21 protein-coding genes are annotated in these 21,860 nt (G+C 72.8%); 13 read left to right on the forward strand and 8 right to left on the reverse strand.

What is annotated here, in order from left to right:
- Nucleotides 1-14 precede the first annotated feature (14 nt).
- The 3 genes from ACIGEZ_RS25515 (at nt 15) to ACIGEZ_RS25525 (ending at nt 3,844) form a co-directional block, all read left to right on the forward strand.
- Nucleotides 15-230, forward strand: coding sequence for a dodecin (locus ACIGEZ_RS25515; protein WP_399834884.1), 216 nt, complete (start codon nt 15-17; stop codon nt 228-230).
- A 163-nt stretch (nt 231-393) separates the two neighbouring features.
- A complete protein-coding gene (locus tag ACIGEZ_RS25520) occupies nt 394-1,452 on the forward strand; it encodes an MsnO8 family LLM class oxidoreductase (RefSeq protein WP_399834887.1) in 1,059 nt (352 codons plus the stop codon).
- Entirely contained in the window at nt 1,433-3,844 is a 2,412-nt protein-coding gene (locus tag ACIGEZ_RS25525) for an ATP-binding cassette domain-containing protein (protein WP_399834890.1), read from the forward strand. Before ACIGEZ_RS25520 ends, ACIGEZ_RS25525 begins: the two co-directional genes overlap by 20 nt.
- 177 nt (nt 3,845-4,021) lie before the next feature.
- Here the strand turns inward: ACIGEZ_RS25525 and ACIGEZ_RS25530 are convergent, their stop codons facing one another.
- Nucleotides 4,022-4,612, reverse strand: coding sequence for a YceI family protein (locus ACIGEZ_RS25530; protein WP_399834892.1), 591 nt, complete (start codon nt 4,610-4,612; stop codon nt 4,022-4,024).
- A 100-nt stretch (nt 4,613-4,712) separates the two neighbouring features.
- Here ACIGEZ_RS25530 and ACIGEZ_RS25535 point away from each other — a divergent pair, with 100 nt between their 5' ends.
- The 4 genes from ACIGEZ_RS25535 (at nt 4,713) to ACIGEZ_RS25550 (ending at nt 8,352) form a co-directional block, all read left to right on the forward strand.
- Nucleotides 4,713-5,567 carry a helix-turn-helix domain-containing protein gene (locus tag ACIGEZ_RS25535; RefSeq protein ID WP_399834895.1) on the forward strand — a complete coding sequence of 285 codons (855 nt, stop codon included), beginning with the start codon at nt 4,713-4,715 and terminating at the stop codon, nt 5,565-5,567.
- Between the two features lie 109 nt (nt 5,568-5,676).
- Nucleotides 5,677-6,504: a type II CAAX prenyl endopeptidase Rce1 family protein gene (locus ACIGEZ_RS25540; protein WP_399834899.1), complete on the forward strand. Its 828-nt coding sequence runs from the start codon at nt 5,677-5,679 to the stop codon at nt 6,502-6,504.
- 1 nt (nt 6,505) lies between these two features.
- Entirely contained in the window at nt 6,506-7,756 is a 1,251-nt protein-coding gene (locus ACIGEZ_RS25545; RefSeq protein WP_399834901.1) for a sensor domain-containing protein, read from the forward strand.
- A complete protein-coding gene (locus ACIGEZ_RS25550; RefSeq protein WP_399834903.1) occupies nt 7,708-8,352 on the forward strand; it encodes a response regulator in 645 nt (214 codons plus the stop codon). Before ACIGEZ_RS25545 ends, ACIGEZ_RS25550 begins: the two co-directional genes overlap by 49 nt.
- A 14-nt stretch (nt 8,353-8,366) precedes the next feature.
- Here the strand turns inward: ACIGEZ_RS25550 and ACIGEZ_RS25555 are convergent, their stop codons facing one another.
- The 3 genes from ACIGEZ_RS25555 to ACIGEZ_RS25565 are packed head-to-tail and all read right to left on the reverse strand — an operon-like array spanning nt 8,367 to nt 11,777.
- A complete protein-coding gene (locus ACIGEZ_RS25555; protein WP_399834905.1) occupies nt 8,367-9,113 on the reverse strand; it encodes a succinate dehydrogenase/fumarate reductase iron-sulfur subunit in 747 nt (248 codons plus the stop codon).
- Nucleotides 9,110-11,053 carry a fumarate reductase/succinate dehydrogenase flavoprotein subunit gene (locus tag ACIGEZ_RS25560; RefSeq protein ID WP_399834908.1) on the reverse strand — a complete coding sequence of 648 codons (1,944 nt, stop codon included), beginning with the start codon at nt 11,051-11,053 and terminating at the stop codon, nt 9,110-9,112. Before ACIGEZ_RS25560 ends, ACIGEZ_RS25555 begins: the two co-directional genes overlap by 4 nt.
- A gap of 1 nt (nt 11,054) precedes the next feature.
- Nucleotides 11,055-11,777 carry a succinate dehydrogenase gene (locus ACIGEZ_RS25565; protein WP_399834911.1) on the reverse strand — a complete coding sequence of 241 codons (723 nt, stop codon included), beginning with the start codon at nt 11,775-11,777 and terminating at the stop codon, nt 11,055-11,057.
- A gap of 95 nt (nt 11,778-11,872) precedes the next feature.
- Here ACIGEZ_RS25565 and ACIGEZ_RS25570 point away from each other — a divergent pair, with 95 nt between their 5' ends.
- Complete coding sequence (locus ACIGEZ_RS25570) at nt 11,873-12,862, forward strand: LysR family transcriptional regulator (protein WP_399834914.1); 990 nt, start codon at nt 11,873-11,875, stop codon at nt 12,860-12,862.
- On the opposite strand, the gene ACIGEZ_RS25575 is transcribed toward ACIGEZ_RS25570, so the two are convergent.
- On the reverse strand, nt 12,859-15,036 hold the full coding sequence (locus tag ACIGEZ_RS25575) for a putative bifunctional diguanylate cyclase/phosphodiesterase (protein WP_399834917.1): 2,178 nt from the start codon (nt 15,034-15,036) through the stop codon (nt 12,859-12,861). The genes ACIGEZ_RS25570 and ACIGEZ_RS25575 overlap by 4 nt on opposite strands.
- Nucleotides 15,033-15,845, reverse strand: a complete 813-nt coding sequence (locus ACIGEZ_RS25580) for an SAM-dependent methyltransferase (protein ID WP_399834920.1) — start codon at nt 15,843-15,845, stop codon at nt 15,033-15,035. The genes ACIGEZ_RS25575 and ACIGEZ_RS25580 overlap by 4 nt, the downstream gene beginning before the upstream one ends.
- 499 nt (nt 15,846-16,344) lie before the next feature.
- Here ACIGEZ_RS25580 and ACIGEZ_RS25585 point away from each other — a divergent pair, with 499 nt between their 5' ends.
- From ACIGEZ_RS25585 to ACIGEZ_RS25595, 3 genes are all read left to right on the forward strand, one after another.
- On the forward strand, nt 16,345-17,088 hold the full coding sequence (locus tag ACIGEZ_RS25585) for a hypothetical protein (RefSeq protein WP_399834922.1): 744 nt from the start codon (nt 16,345-16,347) through the stop codon (nt 17,086-17,088).
- 39 nt (nt 17,089-17,127) lie between these two features.
- Complete coding sequence (locus ACIGEZ_RS25590; protein ID WP_399834925.1) at nt 17,128-17,892, forward strand: hypothetical protein; 765 nt, start codon at nt 17,128-17,130, stop codon at nt 17,890-17,892.
- A 168-nt stretch (nt 17,893-18,060) separates the two neighbouring features.
- On the forward strand, nt 18,061-18,618 hold the full coding sequence (locus ACIGEZ_RS25595) for a hypothetical protein (protein WP_399834926.1): 558 nt from the start codon (nt 18,061-18,063) through the stop codon (nt 18,616-18,618).
- A gap of 155 nt (nt 18,619-18,773) precedes the next feature.
- Here ACIGEZ_RS25595 and ACIGEZ_RS25600 read toward each other — a convergent pair whose 3' ends face one another.
- On the reverse strand, nt 18,774-19,283 hold the full coding sequence (locus ACIGEZ_RS25600) for a hypothetical protein (protein ID WP_399834929.1): 510 nt from the start codon (nt 19,281-19,283) through the stop codon (nt 18,774-18,776).
- A gap of 334 nt (nt 19,284-19,617) precedes the next feature.
- Between ACIGEZ_RS25600 and ACIGEZ_RS25605 the strand changes: the two genes are divergently transcribed.
- Complete coding sequence (locus ACIGEZ_RS25605) at nt 19,618-20,277, forward strand: class F sortase (protein ID WP_399834933.1); 660 nt, start codon at nt 19,618-19,620, stop codon at nt 20,275-20,277.
- 120 nt (nt 20,278-20,397) lie between these two features.
- Here the strand turns inward: ACIGEZ_RS25605 and ACIGEZ_RS25610 are convergent, their stop codons facing one another.
- Nucleotides 20,398-21,294: a polysaccharide deacetylase family protein gene (locus ACIGEZ_RS25610; RefSeq protein ID WP_399834936.1), complete on the reverse strand. Its 897-nt coding sequence runs from the start codon at nt 21,292-21,294 to the stop codon at nt 20,398-20,400.
- 105 nt (nt 21,295-21,399) lie between these two features.
- On the opposite strand from ACIGEZ_RS25610, the gene ACIGEZ_RS25615 reads away from it, so the two are divergent.
- Complete coding sequence (locus ACIGEZ_RS25615; RefSeq protein WP_399834939.1) at nt 21,400-21,846, forward strand: universal stress protein; 447 nt, start codon at nt 21,400-21,402, stop codon at nt 21,844-21,846.
- Nucleotides 21,847-21,860: the final 14 nt, after the last annotated feature.

The raw sequence follows: 21,860 nt of genomic DNA on the forward strand, positions 1-21,860 counted from the left end.
GGAGTCCGGCTCCCATGTCGAACCACACGTATCGCGTGACCGAGATCGTCGGCACGTCCACCGAGGGCCTGGACCAGGCCATCCGCAACGGCATCGAGCGGGCCTCGCAGACCCTGCGGGGGCTCGACTGGTTCGAGGTCACGCAGGTCCGCGGCCATCTGGTGGACGGGACGATCGAGCACTTCCAGGTCGGTCTGAAGGTCGGCTTCCGTCTGGAGGACGGCGACTGAGCCTGGATCCCGGATGGTGGATCCCGGACAGGGGATCCACGACATCGGATCCCGGACAGCGGATCCCGGATATTGGATTCCGGATATTGGATCCAAGATCCTGGAATCCTCGGCGTCGCCGGGTGTTGAACCCTGTGTGAGCACCACGACAGAGCCTGACACCATGACGACGGCATTCGACGGCATCCGCTTCTCCGTCCTCGACCGGTCCCGCACGCGGGAGGGCGAGGACGGCCCGCAGGCGCTGCGCGACACCGTGCTGCTCGCGCGGGAGGCGGAGGCACTGGGCCATCACCGGTTCTGGGTGTCGGAGCACCACAGTGTGCCGGGGGTCGCCGGGTCGGCGCCGACGGTGCTCGCGGCGGCGGTCGCGGGGGCGACCTCGCGGATCCGGGTGGGTACGGGCGGGGTGATGCTGCCGAACCACCAGCCGATGGTCGTGGCGGAGCAGTTCGGGGTCCTGGAGGCACTGTTCCCGGGGCGGATCGACATGGGTCTCGGCCGGTCGGTCGGATTCACGGACGGCATCCGGCGGGCGCTCGGCCGCGACAAGGAGGACGCGGACCGGTTCGGGGAGCAACTGGACGAGCTCCTCGGCTGGTTCACCGGCGAGCAGTCGGCCCACCCACAGGTGCACGCCCGGCCCGCCGAGGGGCTGCGGGTGCCGCCGTACGTGCTCGCCACCGGTGAGGGCGCGGCGATCGCCGCGGCGGCCGGGCTGCCGCTGGTGATCGGGGATCTGCGCGGCCGGGCCCGGATGCTGGCGGCGATCGACGCCTACCGGGCCGCTTTCCGCCCGTCGGTGTGGTCGGCGGAGCCGTACGTGGTGGTCGCGGGCACGGTGGCGGTGGCGGCGACCGAGGAGGAGGCGCGGCGGCTGCTCATGCCGGAGGCCTGGTCGCTGGCGTACTCGCGGACCCAGGGGGTCTTCCCGCCGCTGGCGCCGCCGGAGCGGATCGAGGCGCTGGACATGCCGGGGAAGCAGCGTGACTTCTTCGAGTCTGGGCTGCGCGGCCACGTCCACGGCACTCAGGAGCAGGTCGCCGAGGCCCTGGAGCACGTGGTGAAGGAGAGCGGGGCGCAGGAGGTGCTGGTGACGACGAGCACGTACGACCGGGGCGCGCTGCTCGACTCGTACCGCAGGCTCGCCCGGGTGGCGGGCCTGACCAGGGCGAACGTGCCCAGCGGCCTAGAATCGCCGGATGCACGACCGCACCGCTGACGCCCCGCTCGACCCGGCCGCCCCGACCGGCTCCCCCGCCCCGCACGGCGGGCCGCACGCGCCCCACGATCCCTTCGTCCGGGTCCGGGGCGCGCGCGAGCACAATCTGCGGGCGGTCGACGTCGACATCCCGCGGGACGCGCTGACGGTGTTCACGGGGGTGTCGGGTTCGGGGAAGTCGTCGCTCGCCTTCGGCACGATCTACGCGGAGGCGCAGCGGCGCTATTTCGAGTCGGTGGCGCCCTACGCGCGGCGGCTGATCCACCAGGTGGGGGCGCCGAAGGTCGGTGAGATCACGGGCCTGCCGCCGGCGGTGTCGCTGGAGCAGCGCAGGGCTTCGCCGAACGCGCGGTCCTCGGTGGGGACGGTGACGACGCTGTCCAACTCGCTGCGGATGCTGTTCTCCCGCGCGGGGACGTACCCGGCGGGGGCGGAGCGGCTCGACTCCGACGCCTTCTCCCCCAACACCGCCGCCGGGGCGTGCCCTTCGTGCCACGGGCTCGGCCGGGTGCACGACACGAGTGAGGAACTTCTCGTGCCCGACCCTGAGTTGTCGATCCGGGAGGGTGCGATCGCCGCGTGGCCGGGGGCCTGGCAGGGCAAGAACCTGCGGGACGTCCTGGACACGCTGGGGTACGACGTGGACCGGCCGTGGCGGGGACTGGACGCGAAGGACCGCGCGTGGATCCTGTTCACGGACGAGCAGCCGGTGGTGACGGTGCATCCGGTACGGGAGGCGGGGCGGATCCAACGCCCGTACCAGGGAACGTACATGAGCGCCCGGCGCTATGTGATGCACACGTTCTCGGATTCGAAGAGCGCGACGCTGCGGGCGAAGGCGGAGCGGTTCCTGACGAGTGCGCCGTGTCCGGTGTGCGGGGGTGGCCGGCTGCGGCCGGAGGCGATGGCGGTGACGTTCGCGGGCCGGACCATCGCCGAACTGGCGGCGCTGCCGCTGACGGATCTCGCGCGGCTGCTCGCGGGCGCCGGGGGCTCGGAGACGGCGCGGGTGCTGACCGGGGACCTCGTGGCGCGGATCGGCACCGTCACGGAGCTGGGGCTCGGCTATCTGAGCCTGGACCGGGCGACGCCGACCCTGTCCAGTGGGGAGCTGCAGCGGCTGCGGCTCGCGACCCAGTTGCGGTCGGGGCTCTTCGGGGTGGTGTACGTGCTCGACGAGCCGTCCGCGGGCCTGCATCCGGCGGACACCGAGGCGCTGCTCGTGGTCCTGGACCGGTTGAAGGCGGCGGGGAACACGGTGTTCGTCGTGGAGCACCATCTCGACGTGGTGCGGCACGCCGACTGGCTGGTGGACGTGGGCCCGCGGGCCGGGGTGCACGGCGGGCGGGTGCTGCACAGCGGTCCGCCTCAGGGTCTGGCGGAGGTGGCGGAGTCGGCGACCCGCCGTTTCCTCTTCGACGGGGAGCCGGCGCCGGAGCGGGCGGTGCGCGGGCCGTCGGGGTGGCTGCGTACGGGCCCGGTGACCCGGCACAATCTGCGCGGTCTCGACGCGGCCTTCCCGCTGGGGGTGCTGACCGCGGTCACCGGTGTCTCCGGGTCGGGCAAGTCGACGCTGGTGGGGGTGGTGTCGGAGGACCTGGAGGGCGTGGACCGGCTGGTGACGGTCGATCAGAAGCCGATCGGGCGGACGCCGCGCTCCAACCTGGCCACGTACACGGGTCTCTTCGATGTCGTACGGAAGCTGTTCACCGCCACGGAGGAGGCGCGGGCCCGAGGCTACAAGGCGGGCCGGTTCTCCTTCAACGTGCCGGGAGGGCGCTGCGAGACCTGCCAGGGGGAGGGTTTCGTCTCCGTGGAGCTGCTGTTCCTGCCGAGCACGTACGCGCCCTGCCCGGACTGTCACGGTGCCCGCTACAACGCGGAGACGCTTCAGGTGCGGCTGCGCGGGCTGACGATCGCGGAGGTGCTGGATCTGACGGTGGAGTCGGCGGCGGAGTTCTTCGCGGACACTCCGGCGGCGGCCCGCAGTCTGCGCACCCTGCTCGATGTGGGCCTGGGATATCTGCGGCTCGGCCAGCCGGCGACGGAGCTGTCCGGCGGGGAGGCGCAGCGCATCAAGCTGGCCTCGGAGCTCCAGCGGCCGCGCCGTGCCCACACGCTGTACGTTCTGGACGAGCCGACCACGGGTCTGCACCCGGCCGATGTGGAGGTGCTGATGCGGCAGCTGCACGGGCTCGTGGACGCGGGGCATTCGGTGATCGTCGTCGAGCACGACATGGACGTGGTGGCCACGGCGGACTGGGTGATCGACCTGGGTCCGGGCGGCGGCGACGAGGGCGGCCGGATCGTGGCCGCGGGCCCGCCGGCACGGGTGGCGCGGGCGGCGGGGAGCCGGACCGCGCGTTTCCTCGCGGCCCGACTCGGATCCTGAGACCAGAACTCCCGACCCCCCCCGAACTCCCGAACCCCCGAACTCCCGAACCCCAGAGGTCCCGAAGCCCAGAAGCCCAGCAGTCACAAGCCGAGCAGCCCACAAGCCCACAACCCCAGAGGCCCACAAGCCCGAGGCCCAGAAGTCCCGCACGCCTGAACTCCCGCGCCCCGTCTCCTACTCGGGCTCGACGAACTGGACCTCCAGGTCGACCTTCACCACGTCGCCGAGGATCCCGGGCGCGAAGTCGAGGCCGTAGTCGGAGCGCCGGAACTCGCCGGAGGCGTCGAAGCCCGCGTGCCGGCTGCCGTCGACGGGCACGTGCACGACGCCGCCGAACTCGACGTCGAAGACGATGGGCCGGGTGATCCCGCCGATGGTGAGGTCGCCCTCGAGGGTCCAGTCCTCGCCCGCGCCGGCGATCCGGGTGGAGCGGAAGGTCATCGTCGGCCGCTTCTCCACGTCCAGCAGGTCGGCGGCGCGCACATGTGCGTCGCGGTCGGCGTTGCCGGTGTCGATGGAGGCGAGGGCGATGGTCGCGGTGATGGAGGAGGTGTCGAGGCTGTCGCCGACGACCAGTTCGGCCTGGAGGTCGTTGAAGCGGCCGCGGACCTTGGAGATGCCGAAGTGGCGGATGGTGAAGCCGACGGCGGAGTGCAGGGCGTCGAAGCCCCAGCGGCCGGCGACCAGCGGCAGGGCCGACGCGGAGGCGGAAGTGGCGAGGGTGGTGGAAGTGGCAGGAGTGGTGGTGTTCGTCTCGGTGGTCATGGCTCCAACCTGCCGCCGGCCCGGGCGCGGAGGAAGGCCGCGCTGAGGCTGGTAGTGGCAGGGCCACCCTGGGCCCGCGCCGCGCTCGTAAGATCACGAGATGAGTGACAACGAACTGGGGGCGTTCCTGCGCGCCCGCCGCGAAGCGCTGACCCCGGCGGAGGCCGGGCTTCCGGCGGGTGCGCGGCGGCGGACGCCGGGGCTGCGCCGGGCGGAGCTGGCGATGCTCGCCGGGATCAGCGTCGAGTACCTGGCCCGCCTGGAGCAGGGCCGGGACCGCAATCCGTCCCCGCAGGTCCTGGGCGCGCTGAGCGAGGCGCTGCGGCTGCCGCTGGACGCCCGCGTCCATCTGCGCAACCTGATGAAGTCGGGCAGCATCCGGCAGATGTGCGCGGTGGGGCCGGGTCCGGCCCGTGAGGTGCGGGCGCCGGTACGGCTGCTGCTCGACCGGCTCGGGCCGACGCCCGCGGTGGTGGTGAACATGCTGGGCGAGACCGTGGCGTACACGGACGGCTACGCCCGGCTCGCCGCCCCGGTGGGGTTGCTCGAAGGCGATCCGCCGAGCGGTCCGCGGTTCGTGTTCACCGATCCGCGGGCCCGTGAGGTGTACCCGGACTGGGACCGGGTCGCCGACCAGCAGGTCGCGGCGCTGTACTTCACGATGGCGGGCGCGGACCCGGCCGTGGCCGAGCTGGCCCGGGAGCTGACGGTGACCGCGGGACGCGCGTTCTCCGACCGGCTGCGGGCGCCGGGGCTGTTGCGGGCCCGCTCGGGCGTGGACCGGTTCGTGCACCCGGATGCCGGGGAGCTGCGGCTCGCGTACGAGGTGCTCGAGCTCGCCGAGACCGACGGGCAGCACATGGTGGTGCACCTGCCGGCGGACGAGGCGACCTCGGCGGCCCTCGACTCTCTGGTGGGCCGTCGTCCGGGCACCCTGCGCGCGGTCGGCGGCTGATCCCGTACGGCCCCGGGGGCGCGCCCTTCAGCGGGAGGTGTATCTGGGTACACCCCGTTCGGGCAGCTGGACGCAGTGGCCGGGCCCGCGGGGGGCGGCAGAGTCGGCGGTGACGGAGACGGAACCGAGCGACCGGGAGGCCGGCGGCATGCGGGTGTGGAAGGCGGAGACGGGGGTGTTCCTCGGCGTCGCGTTCGTGGCGGCGGGGATGCTGGGGGTGGCGCAGCCGGCGACGGGGATACCGGACGAGGTGGTGCAGCTGACCCAGTTCGGGCCGGCCGTGGGGGTCGCCGCGGTGGCGTTGCTGTGGCCCTCACGGATCCGGGTGCGGCTCGCGGGGGCACTGCCCGCGCGGGGGGCGGGCGGCTCGGGGGCGGCGGCGGGGTGGCTGCTGCTCACGGCGCCGCTGATCATCGTGCTCTCGGCCGGGGGGTACGCGGCGCTGCGGGGTGACGCGGTCGTCACGGATCCGCGTGGTCTGGCGCATCCGTTCGGGCTGGTCGTGGTGGCGCAACTGGTCGGCGCGTGTGCGGAGGAGCTCGGCTGGCGGTGCTGGTTCCAGCCGCTGCTGCGGGCCCGGTTCGGGGCGCCGGCCGCGTCCGTGCTCGTGGGCGTGGTGTGGGGCGTGTGGCATGTGCAGGTGTTCGCTCAGGCGCCGGCGTACGCGGCGGGGTTCCTGGTGGCGACGGTCGCGATGTCGGTGGTCCTCGGGCTGGGGCTCGAGCGGGTCCGCGCCGGCCGGCTGCTTGTGGCGGGGGGATTCCACACGCTGGTCAACCTCGGCATGCTCCTGTTCATGGACGAGGAGTCCGGTGCCGTGGCTCCGATGGTGCTTTTCGGCGCCGCGTGCCTGGTCGCGGCGGTGCCGTGGGTGGTGGGAGCGGGGCGCCGGAGGGCGCCCGATACGATCGGGACGGCGCGGCGGAGCGCGCTCTGACATGGGGGAACGGCCGGTGGGGAAGGCTCTGTTGCGGTGCCAGCTGCTGTCGCTGGCCGCGCTGGCGCTGCCGCTGACGGGCGGCCTCGTGGTGGGCGCCTTGCTGCTGCTCCCCGTGGGTGTCGGCTTCCCGTTGCTGCCTCCCGCCGCGGCGGCCCTGCGCCGGCGCGCCGACCGCGGGCGGGCCAGGGCCGCCGACTGGTCGGGCCTCGCCGCCGGCCCGCCCGGGCCGCTCGCCCGCGGGGCGAGGGCGGTCCTCGGGGACGAGGGCTTCTGGCGTGATCTGCGCTGGGCGTGGCTGGAGCCGTTGACGGGCGGGCTGCTTGTCGCGGTGCCGCTGTGCCTGTTCTGGTACGGGGTGTTCGGCGCGCTCGTGCAGCCTTTCGTGTGGCGGGAGTTGGGCGAGGGCAACTGGTACGCCTTCGTGCCCGTCGGTTCCGCGGGTACGGCGCTGGCCGCGCTGTTCCTCGGTCTCGGGTTCGTCGCGGGCGCGCTGTGGCTGGCGCCCCGGGTGCTGGCCTGGCACGCCCGCTGGAGCCGGCGGGTGCTTGCCGCCCCGTACCGCGCCGAGCTCGTCCGCAGGATCGACCGGCTCACCGGCACCCGGGCCGACGCGCTCGACATCCAGGCGGCCGAACTGCGGCGCATCGAGCGGGACTTGCACGACGGGGCGCAGGCCCGGCTCGTCGCGCTCGGGATGACTCTGGAGAAGGCGACGCTGCTCGTGGACAGCGATCCGGTGACGGCCCGCGCGCTGCTCGCGGAGGTGCGGGTGGCCTCGGAGCGGGCGTTGCAGGACCTGCGGGAGCTGGTGCACGGGGTCCTGCCGCCGGTCCTCGCCGACCGGGGGCTCGGCGACGCCGTACGGTCGCTGGCGCTCGACAGCTTCCTGGACGTGTGCGTGGAGGTGCGGCTGCCGCCCGGCCGGCTCCCGGCGGCCGTGGAGTCGGCCGCCTATTTCGCGGTCGCCGAGCTGCTCACCAACGCGGCCAAGCACTCCGGCGCCCGCGAGGTCCGTATCGTGCTCGACCACGACGGCGCCGGGCTGCGGGTGAGCGTGGCCGACGACGGCCGGGGCGGGGCGGACCCGTCGCGGGGCGGCGGCGGCCTGCTCGGTGTCCGGCGCCGGCTCGGCACCTTCGACGGAACCCTCGCCCTGGACAGTCCGCCGGGCGGACCCACCCTCGCGACCCTGGAGATACCGTGCGCGTCGTCCTCGCCGAAGACCTCTTCCTGCTCAGGGACGGGCTGACCCGGACCCTGGAGGAGCACGGCTTCGAGGTCGTCGCGGCGGTGGACAACGGTCCGGCGCTGCTGCGCGCGCTGCGCGAGGAGCGGCCGGACGTCGCCGTGATCGACATCCGGCTGCCGCCGGACTTCACCGACGAGGGCCTGCGAGCCGCTCTGGAGGCCCGCAGGGAGCGGCCGGCGCTGCCGGTCCTGATCCTCTCTCAGTACGTCGAGCAGTTGTACGCCCAGGAGTTGCTGGCCGGCGGGGAGGGTGCCGTCGGCTACCTCCTGAAGGACCGGGTGACGCACACGGCTCAGTTCGTGGACGCGGTGCGGACGGTCGCCGCGGGCGGCACGGTCCTCGACCCGCAGGTCGTCGCCCGGCTGCTGGCCCGTAGCGACGCCCGCGGGAACACCGCGGCGCTGACTCCGCGCGAGCACGAGGTCCTGAAGCTGATGGCCGGGGGCCGGTCGAACGCGGCGATCACGCACGCCCTGCACATCAGCGAGAGCGCGGTGGCCAAGCACACGGCGAGCATCTTCGCGAAGCTGCGGATCGAGCCGTCCGCCGACGACAACCGGCGGGTGCTGGCCGTCCTCGCGTATCTGCGCCGCTGACGCCGGGACAGGATCTAGCGCGCCGCCTTGCGCCGGGCGCGCAGCCATTCCCTGTTCATCGCGGCGATCGACGGGAGCGGGATGCCCTTGGGGCAGGCGGTGGCGCACTCGCCGGTCAGCGTGCAGCCGCCGAAGCCCTCGGCGTCCATCTGCGCGACCATGTCGAGGACGCGGGTCTCGCGCTCGGGGGCGCCCTGGGGCAGGACGCCCAGGTGGTTGACCTTGGCGGAGGTGAACAGCATGGCCGAGCCGTTGGGGCAGGCGGCGACGCAGGCGCCGCATCCGATGCACTCGGCGTGTTCGAAGGCGAAGTCGGCGTCGGCCTTGGGTACGGGGGTGGCGTGGGCCTCGGGGGCGGAGCCGGTGGGTGCGCTGATGTAGCCGCCGGCCTGGATGACGCGGTCGAAGGCGGAGCGGTCGACGACCAGGTCCTTGACGACGGGGAAGGCGGCGGCCCGCCAGGGTTCGATGTCGATGGTGTCGCCGTCGTGGAAGGACCGCATGTGGAGCTGGCAGGTGGTGGTGCGTTCGGGGCCGTGTGCGTCGCCGTTGATGACGAGGCTGCACGCTCCGCAGATGCCTTCGCGGCAGTCGTGGTCGAAGGCGACGGGGTCCTCTCCGCGCAGGATGAGGTCCTCGTTGAGGGTGTCCAGCATCTCCAGGAAGGACATGTCGGTGGAGATGCCGTCCACGTCGTAGGTGGACATGGCGCCTTCGGCGTCGGCGTTCTTCTGGCGCCAGACGCGCAGGGTGAGCCTCATGCGTAGCTCCGCTGGGTGGGATGGACGTACTCGAAGGTGAGGGCTTCCTTGTGGAGGACGGGGGTGCCCTCTTCCCCGAACTCCCAGGCGGCGGCGTAGGAGAACTCCTCGTCGCGGCGGGCGGCTTCGCCGTCCGGGGTCTGGGACTCCTCGCGGAAGTGGCCGCCGCAGGACTCGGCGCGGTGCAGGGCGTCGAGGCACATGAGCTCGGCGAGCTCGAGGTAGTCGACGATGCGGTTGGCCTTCTCCAGGGACTGGTTGAACTCCTCGCCCGTACCGGGGACCTTGATGCGGTGCCAGAACTCGTCGCGGATCTCGGGGATGCGGCGCAGGGCCTTGCGCAGTCCTTCCTCGGTGCGGGCCATGCCGCAGAACTCCCACATGAGTTCGCCGAGTTCGCGGTGGAAGGAGTCGGGGGTGCGGTCGCCGTCGACGGCGAGGAGGAGGCGCAGGCGGTCCTCGGTGTCGGCGAGGACCTCGCGGACGGCCGGGTGGTCGTCGGTGACGGGTTGGGTGTGCGGGTGGCGGGCCAGGTAGTCGTTGATGGTGGCGGGCAGGACGAAGTAGCCGTCGGCGAGGCCCTGCATGAGGGCGGAGGCGCCGAGCCGGTTGGCGCCGTGGTCGGAGAAGTTGGCCTCGCCGATGGCGAACAGGCCGGGGACGGTGGTCTGGAGGTCGTAGTCGACCCAGAGTCCGCCCATCGTGTAGTGCACGGCGGGGTAGATCCGCATGGGGACCTCGTACGGGTTCTCGGCGGTGATCCGCTCGTACATGTCGAAGAGGTTGCCGTACTTCTCCTCGACCTTGGCGCGGCCCATGCGGCGGATGGCGTCGGCGAAGTCGAGGTAGACGCCTTGTCCGCCGGGGCCGACGCCGCGGCCTTCGTCGCAGACGTTCTTGGCGGCGCGGGACGCGATGTCGCGGGGGACGAGGTTGCCGAAGGAGGGGTAGATGCGCTCCAGGTAGTAGTCGCGCTCGTCCTCGGGGATCTCGTTCGCGGGCCTGGTGTCGCCGTGGGCCTTGGGGACCCAGATGCGGCCGTCGTTGCGGAGCGACTCGCTCATCAGGGTGAGCTTGGACTGGTGGTCGCCGGTGCGCGGGATGCAGGTGGGGTGGATCTGGGTGAAGCAGGGGTTGGCGAAGTAGGCGCCGCGCCGGTGGGCCCGCCACACGGCGGTGGCGTTGGAGTTCATGGCGTTGGTGGACAGGTAGAAGACGTTGCCGTAGCCGCCGGTGGCGAGGACGACGGCGTCGGCGTAGTGGGTGGAGATCGCTCCGGTGACGAGGTCGCGGGCGACGATGCCGCGGGCGCGGCCGTCGACGACGATCAGGTCGAGCATCTCGGTGCGGGGGTGCATCTCGATGTTGCCGGCGGCGATCTGCCGGGACAGTGCCTGGTAGGCGCCGAGGAGGAGTTGCTGGCCGGTCTGGCCGCGGGCGTAGAAGGTGCGGGAGACCTGGACGCCGCCGAAGGAGCGGGTGTCGAGGAGTCCGCCGTACTCGCGGGCGAAGGGGACGCCCTGGGCGACGCACTGGTCGATGATCTCGACGGAGATCTGGGCGAGGCGGTGGACGTTGGACTCGCGGGCGCGGAAGTCGCCGCCCTTGACGGTGTCGTAGAAGAGGCGGTGGATGGAGTCGCCGTCGTTGCGGTAGTTCTTGGCGGCGTTGATGCCGCCCTGGGCGGCGATGGAGTGGGCGCGGCGCGGGGAGTCCTGGTAGCAGAACTGGACGACCTGGTAGCCCTGTTCGGCGAGGGTGGCGCCGGCGGAGCCGCCGGCGAGGCCGGTGCCGACGACGATGATGCGGTGGCCGCGGCGGTTGGCGGGGTTGACGAGCCTGGCCTGGAAGCGGCGGGTGTCCCAGCGTTCGGCGATGGGTCCGGTGGGGGCGGCGGTGTCGGTGAGGGGCTCGCCGGTCGGGTAGTCGGGAAGGGTCATGTCAGCTCACCACTCCGGTCATGACGGCGACGGGTACGGAGACGAAGCCCGCGGTCAGGGCGAGCGCGAGGGTGTCGGCGGTGGCCTTGAGGAGGCGTTCGCGGCGGGCGTTGCCGACGCCGAGGGTCTGGGCGGCGCTCCAGAAGCCGTGCCGGACGTGGAGTCCTACGGCGAGCATGGCGACGATGTAGATGAGGTTGCCGTACCAGGTGGAGAAGGTGTCGACGACGTTCTGGTAGGGCTTGCCCTCCTGGAAGCCGCCGGGGTGGACGGTGCCGGTGGTGAGGTCGAGGACGTGCCAGACGATGAAGAGGGCGAGGATGACGCCGCCCCAGCGCATGGTGCGGGTGGCGTAGGAGGAGCGCTTGCGGCGGTGGACGTAGGCGGTGGGGCGGGCCTTGAGGTCGCGCCTGCTGAGCTGGTACGCGCAGACGGCGTGGGCGGCGACGGCGGCGAGCAGCACGATCCGGACCAGCCAGAGGGCCCAGTGGTGGTGCAGGACGGGTGCGCCCATGACGCGCAGCCAGTGGCCGTAGGCGTTGAACTCGCCGGGGCCGAAGAAGACCTTGAGGTTGCCGGCGACGTGGGCGACGAGGTAGCCGAGCATGGTCAGGCCGCTCGCGGCCATCACGGTCTTCTTGCCGATGGTCGACGCCCAGAAGCCGCGGGTGGGGGCGGCGGGTGGCCGGTCGGGCCGCCGGTCGGTCTTGGTTGCCAGAGCCATGCCAGCGACGGTAAGGGCGAAGGGCCCGAGAGGTCCAAGACATGGTTCGGCTGATCTCGATAGGCGAGGACTATGGAGCCGGGTAGGCTGGTGTCATGCAGTTCCAGCAGCTCCTGTACTTCGTCGCCGTCGCCGAGACGCTCCACTTCACCCGGGCCGCCGAGCGTGTCCATGTGTCGCAGCCCTCGCTGTCCCAGCAGATCAAGGCGCTGGAGCAGGAGCTCGGCGCGGAGCTGTTCAGCCGGGCACGGGGCAACATCGCGCTGACCGAAGCGGGCGAGGCTCTGCTGCCGCTGGCCCGCCGGATCCTCGCCGACACGGACACGGCCCGGCACGAGGTGCAGGAGCTGGTGCAGCTCAAGCGCGGGCGGGTGCGGCTCGGGGCGACGCCGAGCCTGTGCACGGGGCTGCTTCCGGACGTGCTGCGCGCTTTCCACGACCTGCATCCGGGGATCCGGCTGCTGATCGAGGAGGGCGGCTCGCACGACCTGGTGCGGGAGCTGGCGCGCGGGGCGCTCGACCTGGCGCTCGTGGTGCTGCCGCTGCCGACGCCGTCACCCGCGCTGACGACGGTGGAGCTGCTGACCGAGGACCTGGTGGTGGTGTCCGCGGCGTCCGCGCCGGCGCCGCGCAGGCCGGTGCGGATCGCGGATCTGCGCGACCAGCCGCTGGTGATGTTCCGGCACGGCTACGACCTGCGGGAGCTGACCGTGGCGGCCTGCCGGGCGGAGGGCTTCGAGCCCTCGTTCACGGTGGAGGGCGGCGAGATGGACGCCGTCCTCGGTTTCGTACGGGCGGGGCTCGGCCTCGCGGTCGTGCCCACGATGGTCGCGGCGCGGGCGGGCCGCGACCTGAGGGTCACGGCACTGGCGCGGCCGGGCCTGCGCCGCACGATCGCGCTGGCGCACCGCAGCGACGTGGCACCCCCGCGGGCGGCGCGCGAGCTGCAGAAGCTGCTCATGGCCTCCCGCGGGGGCAGTCGGACCACACCGGGCACGCGGGAGGCCCAGGGCCTGTCCGGCGGATCGGGGCAGCCGGACAGAACCCGGGGACTGTCCGGCGGATCAGGGCGGGACACCCACTAGACCGCGTCCGCCAGCACCAGCGAGTGGATCCGGTCCGGGGCGCCGGGGCGGGCGTAGTACCAGCCCTGGGCGGTGTCGCAGCCGAGTTCACGCAGTTGCTGGGCCTGGGCGCCGGTCTCCACGCCCTCGACGGTGACCGCGAGCTCCAGGCTGTGGGCGAGCTGCACGATCCCCTCGACGATCTTGAGGTCGACGGGGTCCGCCGGATGCCGTTGCATGCCCTGGGTGAAGGAACGGTCCAGCTTGAGCACGCTCACCGGCAGCCGGCGCAGGTTGGCGAGGTTGGAGTAGCCGGTGCCGAAGTCGTCGAGGGCGATGTCCACGCCCATCTCGGCGAGCTGCCGCAGCGGCTTGAGCAGGTCGTCGTCGGCGCCGATGAGCGCCGACTCCGTCACCTCCAGGCACAGCGCGCCCGGTTCGAGGCCGGCGCGTTCCAGGACGTCGACGGTGTCGGCGACGAGCCGCGGGTGGTGCAGCTGGGTCGGCGACAGGTTGACGTTGACGCGCAGCGGCCGGCCGCCCCGGCCCCCGGGGGTCTCGGTCTGCCAGAACCGGGCCTGGCGTACGGCCTCCTGGAGCACCCAGCGGCCGAGCGGCACGATGAGGCCGGTGTTCTCGGCGAGCGGGATGAACCGGTCCGGGCCGAGGACCCCGTGCTGCGGATGGCACCAGCGGACGAGCGCCTCGGCGCCGTGCACGCTGCCGTCGTCGAGGTGCACGAGCGGCTGGTACTCGATGAAGAACTCGCCGCGCTCCAGGGCGGCCGGCAGGGCGGTGGTGAGCCCGTGCCGGGTGATGGCCCGCGCGTCGGCCTCGGCGTCGGCGAACTCGAAGCGGTTGCCGCCCGCCGACTTGGCCCGGTACATGGTGATGTCGGCGCTGCGGAGCACCTCGGCGGCGGTGCGCTCCCCCGCCAGGCCCTCGACGACGCCGACGCTGCCGCGTACGGGCAGCTCGCGCCCGTCGATGCGGATGGGGGTGGCGAGGGCGGCGAGCATCCGGTCGGCGAGTTCGGCGACCTTGCGTTCGCTGCCGGGCCCGGTGGTCAGGGCGACGAACTCGTCGCCGCCGAGCCGGGCGACCATCTCCCCGGGCGCGGTGACGCAGCTCTGCAGCCGGTCGGCGACCTCGACGAGCAGCCGGTCCCCGGTGGCGTGGCCGAGGCTGTCGTTGATGACCTTGAAGCCGTCGAGGTCGAGGTAGCACAGGCCGAAGCGGCTGCCCTCGCCCGGCGCGAGGGTCTTCTCCAGGCGTTCGAAGAACAGGGTGCGGTTGGGCAGCCCGGTGAGGGCGTCGTGGGTCGCCTCGTACCGAAGGCGCAGGTTGAGCAGCCGCCGCTCGGTGGTGTCCTCCATCAGCGCCAGCTGGTAGCGGGGGACGCCGGCGGCGTCGCGCAGCAGGGAGACGGTGAGGTTGGTCCACAGGGCGGTGCCGTCGCCGCGGTAGTACGGCTTCTCGACCCGGTAGTGCTCGCGCTCGCCGCGGACCAGTTCGTCGTAGAGCCGCCAGACGTGCGGGCCGTCCTCGGGGTGGGACCACTCGGCGATGTTGCGGCTGAGGACGTGCTGTTCGAGACCGCCGAACATGCGGGTGAGGGTCTCGTTGACCTCCAGGACGTTGCCTTCGAGGTCGGCGATGCCGATGCCTATGGCGGCGCCGTCGAAGACCGCGCGGAAGCGGCTCTCGGTGGCGTGCAGGGCGTGTTCGGCGTCGCTGCGGGCGGAGAGCGCCGAGTGGGCGATGGACTCCTGCTCGGCGAGGGTCCGCTCGCGCAGGGCCTGGGCGAAGCCGGCGGCCATGGCGTGCTGGAGCCGGGAGCAGCGGGCCCGCAGTTCCTCGGCGGTGGCGTCGGGGTCCTCCGTACCGCAGTAGAGCACCAGGTAGGCGTCGACGACGCCGAGGCTGCGGGCGAGCGCGTCGGGGTCCGTGCAGTGTGCGGCCACGAGGGCCTGGCCCGCGCGGTGCGCGGGGGCGGTGTCGAAGGGCCGGGCGTGCAGGGCGTCGGACAGGTCGCGGGCCGGCGGCAGCAGGTGCCGCTCCAACTCCTGACGGGTCATCGAGGTCGCGGTGACCGGGAAGACGGTACGGCTCCAGATGGTGACGAACCGTCTGAGTCTGTCCTCCGGTCCGTCGGCGTCGGCGACGGAACCGGCCGGCTGGGACGGCAGCTTCACGCCTTGCGCCCCACCCCTGCGAACCCGGAGAAGGCGTAGGGGTCCTCCTCCTCTTCCGGAGCGTCGGGCCGCCAGCGGGGCATGGGGACGAGTCCGGGCTCGACGAGTTCGGTGCCGTCGAAGAAGCGGGTGATCTCGTCGTGCGAGCGCATGACGAGCGGGTTGCGGATGTCGCGGTAGACGCCGACCGTGCCGCCTGCCTGCTCCTGGGGCAGGGGGACGCCTTCGTAGGAGGCGTGGGTGACGACGAGGAGGCTGCCGGGGGCGAGTGCGTCGAGGAGTTCGGCTACGGCCGCACGGGGCTCGTCCTGGTCCTCGAGGAAGTGCAGGACGGCGACGAGGAGCAGGGCCACCGGCCGGTCCAGGTCGATGAGTTCGCCGACCTCCGGGCTGTGCAGGATCTCGCGGGGCTTGCGCAGGTCGGCGGCGACCACGGCCGAGCGGTCGTCGCCGGCGAGCACCGCTCGGCTGTGGGCGACGGCGACCGGGTCGTGGTCGACGTAGACGACGCGGGCCTCGTCGCTGGCGGCCCGGGCGACCTCGTGGACGTTGCCGAAGGTCGGTATGCCGGAGCCGATGTCGAGGAACTGGGTGATGCCGTCGGAGACGGCGTGGCGGACGGCGCGCCGCATGAAGGCGCGGTTCGCCTGCATGATCTTGGGGAGTCCCGGTATGAAGTCCATGGCCTTGCGGGCCGCCTCCCGGTCCACTTCGAAATTGTGCGAGCCGCCCAGATAGAAGTCGTACATACGGGACACGCTCGGCACCGAAATATCGATACCCGGCGGAGCCCAGGCGGGACGCTCCATCAAAGTCTCCAACAAGTCGCCATGGGGGATGCGGCCATGTGTTCGCGGCCGGCGTTCGAGCCGAGGCTACTGATCGCCTGCCTGGAGAGCGAGTGGAAACGGAAATTCGCGATCCGTTCTTGGTCACACGCCAATGGCACGTGCGGCCGGTAAGGAAGAGTTCACGCCTTCAGACCGTGCACCTTCACGTGCATGCGGTCGTGCGCGCCCCGTTCGGCTCCTCCGGTGCAGTCCGGAGGCCCGGCGCCACCGCAGCCGCGCCCCAAGGGACGGCGACAACCGGCCAGTTCCCGGATCGGCGCTCCATGGCCGTCGGGTGACACCGCCTCAATCCGCTTTCCACCACCCGCAACGGCGCACACCGTCGTGCCGTTGGGTACACGTGGAACGACAGAATCGGCGGAAACGTCAAACCAGTACGCCGCGAGATCCCCTCCATCCGGGGAATGCGGGGCCGTTCCGGCCCTGCGGACCGGATCGCGCGATCAGGCTGCTCGGCGTGTCTTCGTTGCCTCAGTACGGGTTCACCCGCTACGGGTCGCTGCTGGCGCGCCCGCTGGCCGCCGGCGCGCTGGTGTGGCTGCTCGCGGCGCCGGTGCCGGCCGCGGCCGACGCCTGCGCCTATGCCGTGACCGGGTCCGGCGGGGCGAACACCGCGGTCGCGGTCGCCGGGTCGGGGGCCTGTTGCCCCGGCCGTCCACCGCACCCCAGCCGTCCACCGCACCCGGGCCACTCCGGCCATCCCGGCCACCCCAGCCATCCCGGCCATCCGGGTCATCCGGGTCATCCGGGTCACCACCATCCGACGCACCCGTCCTGCCCCACACCCACCCCCAGTCCCACACCGAGCCCCACACCCACCCCGAGCCCCACGCCCACCCCACCGAAGCCCACCCCACCGAAGCCCACCCCGCCGAAACCGCCTCCGCCCAAGCCCGTCCCCACCACCGCTCCCCCGCCACCGGTGCGGACCCCGCCCCCGGCGAAGCCCGCGCCCGCCCCGGAGCCCGCGCCGCCCAGGCCCGCCCCGCGCACGCCGGAGGCGGAGCCGCCGCCCCCGCCGCCGAGCCCGTCACCGCCACCGGCGGTGCGCTCGCCCGCGCCCGGGCCGGTCGCCCTGCCGCACTACCAGCGCGCGTCCCGGGTGAAGCCGAAGCGCGCCCCGAACGTGCTCACCACGACCCTGCTCGTCACCGCCCCCGCGGTGATCGCGACCGCGATCCTGCGCCCCCGCTCCCGCTGAGCCCGCGCACCCGCCCTTGCCTCGCCAACGGAGGAAATCTTGTCGGAATGGCTTGTTCTGACCATCGCGATGGCCGCCGCGTGCGCCGTCGTCCTCACCATCGTCGTCATCAACCACCGCAGGCTGCCCGAGGACGACGACCCCAGTGAGACCCCCGACGTCATCGAGTACATGACGATGATGATCGGCGTGGTGTACGCCATCGTCCTCGGCCTCGCCATCGCCGGCGTCTGGGAGGCCCGCAGTGCCGCCCAGGAGACCGTGCGTCAGGAGGCCCAGGCGCTGCACGAGGTGTCGGCGCGCGCCCAGGTGTACCCGACCGTCGTGCGGGACCGGATCCGGGGCGACGTCGACACGTATGTGCGTTACGTCGTCGACGAGGAGTTCCCGCACATGACGGAGCACGGCGAGCTCAGCGAGGAGGGGACGCAGCTGCTGGAGAAGGTCCGGCGCAGCGTCACCGACTACCAGCCCGCCAACGACTTCGAGGGGCAGGCCTATCAGCCGCTGGTGGACCAGGTGGCGGTCGCGGACGACGCCCGCGGCGCCCGGGGGCAGAGCGCGGGGGCGACGATGCCGGGGGTGGTGTGGTTCGGTCTGATCATCGGCGCCCTGGTGACGGTGGGCCTGATCTTCACGCTGCAGATCCGGCGCACCGGCCGTGAGGTCCTGCTCGCGGGCCTGTTCAGCGCCCTGATCGCCTTCCTGCTCTTCCTCATCTGGGACTTCGACGCGCCGTTCGGCCGGGGCATCGCCGCGACCGCCGCGCCGTTCACCGATCTGTTCCCGCAGCTCACGGGCTGATCCAGGGCCGGAATGTAGGCCGGGCGGGGGACATCGGTGACCCATTCGCGCGACTGGGATCGCGGTTGTGGTACGGGGCTCCTAGCGTCTGCGGTATCGAGGTGCATGTCATGCCTTTTGCGGAAAATCCCTTCCGCAGGTGCTCCTCGGGGACCCGGAGGATCCACCATGCGCGCGATACGTGCCGCATCCACCGCTCTGTTGGGGGCGGCCGCCATCGCCCTGGCCGCCCCCCTCGCCGCCGCCGACGGCGCCCCCGCGCCGAACCCCAAGGCGGCGCCCAGAGCCAAGGCCCCGGGCGATTTCGTCGTCTCTCCCGGCGTCGTCAACCCCGGCGGCCGGATCACCGTGAGCGCGCCCGGGTGCGCGAGTACGGCGACGGCCTCGGCGGGCATCTTCGACACCGTCACCATCGCCCCGGGTTCGGCGGCCACCGCGACCGTGGACCTCGATGCGAGGCGCGGGGCCGTCTACACGGTCTCGTTCAACTGCACCGGCGGCATCTCCGGCACCGTCGACCTGACCATCAGGGGCGGTGCCACGTCGACGCCGACGTCGAGCTCCACACTGCTCACTCCCCCGCGCGGCGTGCAGGGCGGGCTCGGCGGCTCGACCGACTCGGCCGACACGTGGGCCCTTGCGGGCGGCGGGGCCATGGTGCTCGCCGCGGCGGGCGGCGTGGTGTTCGTGGTCCGGCGCAGGGCGTCCGCCGGCCGCCGCCACTGACGGCGCGGACGGTGCCCCCGCCCGTACAAGCGCGTTCGACACCGTACGAGTTTCCTCGCCCGAACCCGTACCTGACCCCACGCCCGTCGCCCCCGAATCCTCGAAAGGACTCGGGGGCGACGGGCGTTGCGGGCCGGACCGGGAGGTTCGGCCGGTCAGGCCCCCGCGCCGGTCACGCGGCGCCGGCGGGCGATGAACACGCCGCCGCCCAGCGCGGCCGCGGCGACGAGGCCGCCGCCGACGGCCATCTCGGTGGAGCTCGGGGCGAGCGAGCCGCCCAGACCGCCCTGTGCGCCGCGGCCCGGGAGCACGCGGAACGGGCGGGTCACCACCCGGTTGTCGTCGTTGCACCGCACGGCGAGGTTGTAGTTGCCGGGTGTCGCGTTGTTGAAGATGCGGGCGACCGCGGTGGAGAGCCCGCTGTTGTCCCTGGAGAGGCTGGTCTCGGGGAAGGCGTTGGACGTGACCGTGCCACCACGGTTGCAGCCCCTGACCGTGACGGTGAGCGTCGCCCCGGGGAAGACCTCGAACGGGCTGACCTGGACGTCGGACGGCCCGCCGTTCCCGCCGGCCCCGCCGTTGTTGGTGGCGGTGGCGAGGGGGGCCGCGAGCCCAAGGGCTGCGAACGCCGTCGCCGTCACCGCCAGAGTGCGTGCAGCACGCATGGTTGAACCTCCTGTGGAAGACGCCCCAAAGCGGTGCTCCGGGAGATTCGACGAGTACGCCTTCCTTGACGAACCATCACAAGCGGCGACGACCCGCGCATTTCGGCACTGGTCCACCCTGGTGAGGCGGGGTTGCGGCCGAACGGGGTGGGAATCCGACGGAGCCGCAGGTCACGCGGTACCGGAACGATGATCCGACGATGACTCGGATGGGTCATCACCCGCTTGCCGCAGTGGCCCCCGCGGGTAGCGGGCCGCCACCCGTTCGCCGCACTCGGATCGCCGGACCGGCCGGGTCCCCTTACCGTTCCGATGACGCCACGAAGGGAGAACCATGAGGCCCAAGGACTTCAGCGTCTTCGAGGCCGCCAGGCGACGCCAGCCCTGGGGCGCACTGGCTCTCGTCATGCTGTCCGGCCTGGCGATAATGCGCAACGGGGTCGGCTTCGAGTCCGGCCCGCCCCAGCCCGCCGCCGCGGCCCGCCCGGTCGCCCCCGTCGGCCCCGCTCCGACCGCGGCCGCCGGTGTGGAACCCCTTCCGTTCGCCCCGGCCTCACGGATCCGCATCCCGGCGATCCGGGTGGCGGCGCCGATCATGGACGTGGGCCTCGACCCGAACGGGTGGATCGCCGCTCCCCCGGCCCAGGACGCCAACCTGGCCGGCTGGTACCAGAACGGCATCGCCCCGGGCATGCGCGGCACCTCCGTCGTCGTGGGCCATGTCGACAACCTGTCAGGCCCCGCCGTCTTCTACGGGCTCGGCTCCCTGGAGAAGGGCCAGCACGTCGAGGTCGAGCGGTACGACGGCCGGATCGCCGTCTTCGAGATCTACGGCGTCGAGGTCTACGCCAAGGACAACTTCCCCGGCGTACAGGTGTACGCGGACACCGGCGAGCCCGAGCTGCGGGTGATCACGTGTGGCGGCGGCTACTCGCGGGCGCGGGGCTACGACGGCAACGTCGTCGTCTACGCCCGGATGGTCGGCTCGCGCTAGGGGGTGTCGCGAGCCCCGGGCATGACCGGCGGGACACTCCCTGGCGAACCCAGCCCCGGCGCGAAGGGCCCTGGCACGGACGTCCGTGCCGGGGCCCTTCGGCGTTTCCCGTACCGGTGTTCAGCGGCGCGGGACGGTGATGCTGTAGCCCGCGTCGAGGAGCTGGGGCAGATAGCGCTTGAGGGCGGCCACGCTCTGCGCGCGGTTGCCGCCCGCGTCGTGGTTGAGGACGACGACCCCGGGCCCGGCGCCGTCGAGGACCCGGCGGACGATGGTGGCGGTGCCGGGCTCCGTCCAGTCGAGGGTGTCGACGGTCCAGGCCAGCGGTTCCATGCCCAGCTCGGCGCCGATCTCGAACGAGTGCCGGTTCCAGGCGCCGTACGGCGCCCGGTACCACAGCGGCGGGGTGCCGAGGGCCTGTTCGACGACGTCGCTGGTGGAGCCGAGCTCCTGGCGGATGCGGGAGGGCCGCAGTTTGGGGATCAGGGGGTGGGACCAGGAGTGGTTGCCGACCACGTGGCCGTCCTCGGCCATCTCCTTGAGGAGGTCCTGGTTGTCGACCGCCATCTCGCCGCAGACGAAGAACATCGCCCGGCAGTCGTAGCGTCGCAGGGTGGCGAGGATCTCCGGGGTGTAGCGCGGGTCGGGCCCGTCGTCGAAGGTGAGCACCATCGAGCGGCCGACGCCGGACATGCGCAGGAAGGGCCGCTGCCGCACCGGCGGGATCGCGCGGCGGAAGGCGGGGGGCGCGTACTCGGTCATCGGCTGGAGGCGGTACGCGGCGGGGCGCTGCCTCGCCTGCGCCTTGGCAGCCTGGGCGGCCTGGCCGGCCTGGGCGCCGGCCGCACCCGGGGCGGGCCCGGCGGGCGACCCGGCGGGCCCGGCGGGCGCCGCCGGAGCGGCCCCGTCGGGGGACGCCGGCGACGTGGTCAGGCGGTCCGCCGCGAAGACGCCGACCGTGGCGGTGGCCCCGAGGGCGGCGGCGATGCGCAGCAGCGAACGGCGCCCCGTGGGCATCTCATCCTTTTTCATGACCAATGGTTCGTACGGAGGACGGCGCGGTCTCCTCAGCGACACCGGCCGCCTGGCGGAAAGCACCCGATGAGCCGATAGCCTCGGAGGGTGAGTGGCTTCGAACGAGGTACGGACGGCCCGAAGGTGATCGTCGCCGGGGTCGACGGTTCCGCGTCGTCCCTGCGCGCCGCCGCGTACGCGGCCGGTCTCGCCCGGCGGCAGAACGCGCTGCTCGCCCTCGTCTACGTCCAGCCCGTGCTCGCGGCGGGGACGGCGCTCGGCGCTCCGGTCGCCGCGGTCACGGACGAGATCGCCGAGAGCCTGGTGGCCGAGATCCGGGAGTCCGCGGAGCGCGTGAAGGAGATCTGGCAGGTGCGCTGGCAGTTCCACACCTTCCGTGGGGACGCGTACGCGGGTCTGGTCTCGGCTGCCGACGAGCTGAAGGCGGACGCCGTCGTGGTGGGGGTCTCGGAGTCGGCCGGGCACCGCCTCGTCGGCTCGGTCGCGGTGCGCCTGGTGAAGGCGGGCCGCTGGCCCGTCACCGTCGTGCCGTAGCCGGCCACCCGCCG

It is taken from the genome of Streptomyces sp. NPDC085481, from assembly GCF_044541845.1.
GTDB lineage: Bacteria > Actinomycetota > Actinomycetes > Streptomycetales > Streptomycetaceae > Streptomyces.

Excerpts from the sequence above, each read along its gene's own strand:
- ACIGEZ_RS25545 (WP_399834901.1), top strand. The coding sequence starts at position 6,506 with ATGGGGGAACGGCCGGTGGGGAAGGCTCTGTTGCGGTGCCAGCTGCTG.
- ACIGEZ_RS25600 (WP_399834929.1), bottom strand. The coding sequence starts at position 19,283 with ATGCGTGCTGCACGCACTCTGGCGGTGACGGCGACGGCGTTCGCAGCC.
- ACIGEZ_RS25610 (WP_399834936.1), bottom strand. The coding sequence starts at position 21,294 with ATGCCCACGGGGCGCCGTTCGCTGCTGCGCATCGCCGCCGCCCTCGGG.
- ACIGEZ_RS25595 (WP_399834926.1), top strand. The coding sequence starts at position 18,061 with ATGCGCGCGATACGTGCCGCATCCACCGCTCTGTTGGGGGCGGCCGCC.
- ACIGEZ_RS25515 (WP_399834884.1), top strand. The coding sequence starts at position 15 with ATGTCGAACCACACGTATCGCGTGACCGAGATCGTCGGCACGTCCACC.
- ACIGEZ_RS25555 (WP_399834905.1), bottom strand. The coding sequence starts at position 9,113 with ATGAGGCTCACCCTGCGCGTCTGGCGCCAGAAGAACGCCGACGCCGAA.
- ACIGEZ_RS25580 (WP_399834920.1), bottom strand. The coding sequence starts at position 15,845 with ATGGAGCGTCCCGCCTGGGCTCCGCCGGGTATCGATATTTCGGTGCCG.
- ACIGEZ_RS25565 (WP_399834911.1), bottom strand. The coding sequence starts at position 11,777 with ATGGCTCTGGCAACCAAGACCGACCGGCGGCCCGACCGGCCACCCGCC.
- ACIGEZ_RS25535 (WP_399834895.1), top strand. The coding sequence starts at position 4,713 with ATGAGTGACAACGAACTGGGGGCGTTCCTGCGCGCCCGCCGCGAAGCG.
- ACIGEZ_RS25525 (WP_399834890.1), top strand. The coding sequence starts at position 1,433 with ATGCACGACCGCACCGCTGACGCCCCGCTCGACCCGGCCGCCCCGACC.
- ACIGEZ_RS25570 (WP_399834914.1), top strand. The coding sequence starts at position 11,873 with ATGCAGTTCCAGCAGCTCCTGTACTTCGTCGCCGTCGCCGAGACGCTC.
- ACIGEZ_RS25605 (WP_399834933.1), top strand. The coding sequence starts at position 19,618 with ATGAGGCCCAAGGACTTCAGCGTCTTCGAGGCCGCCAGGCGACGCCAG.
- ACIGEZ_RS25520 (WP_399834887.1), top strand. The coding sequence starts at position 394 with ATGACGACGGCATTCGACGGCATCCGCTTCTCCGTCCTCGACCGGTCC.
- ACIGEZ_RS25530 (WP_399834892.1), bottom strand. The coding sequence starts at position 4,612 with ATGACCACCGAGACGAACACCACCACTCCTGCCACTTCCACCACCCTC.
- ACIGEZ_RS25560 (WP_399834908.1), bottom strand. The coding sequence starts at position 11,053 with ATGACCCTTCCCGACTACCCGACCGGCGAGCCCCTCACCGACACCGCC.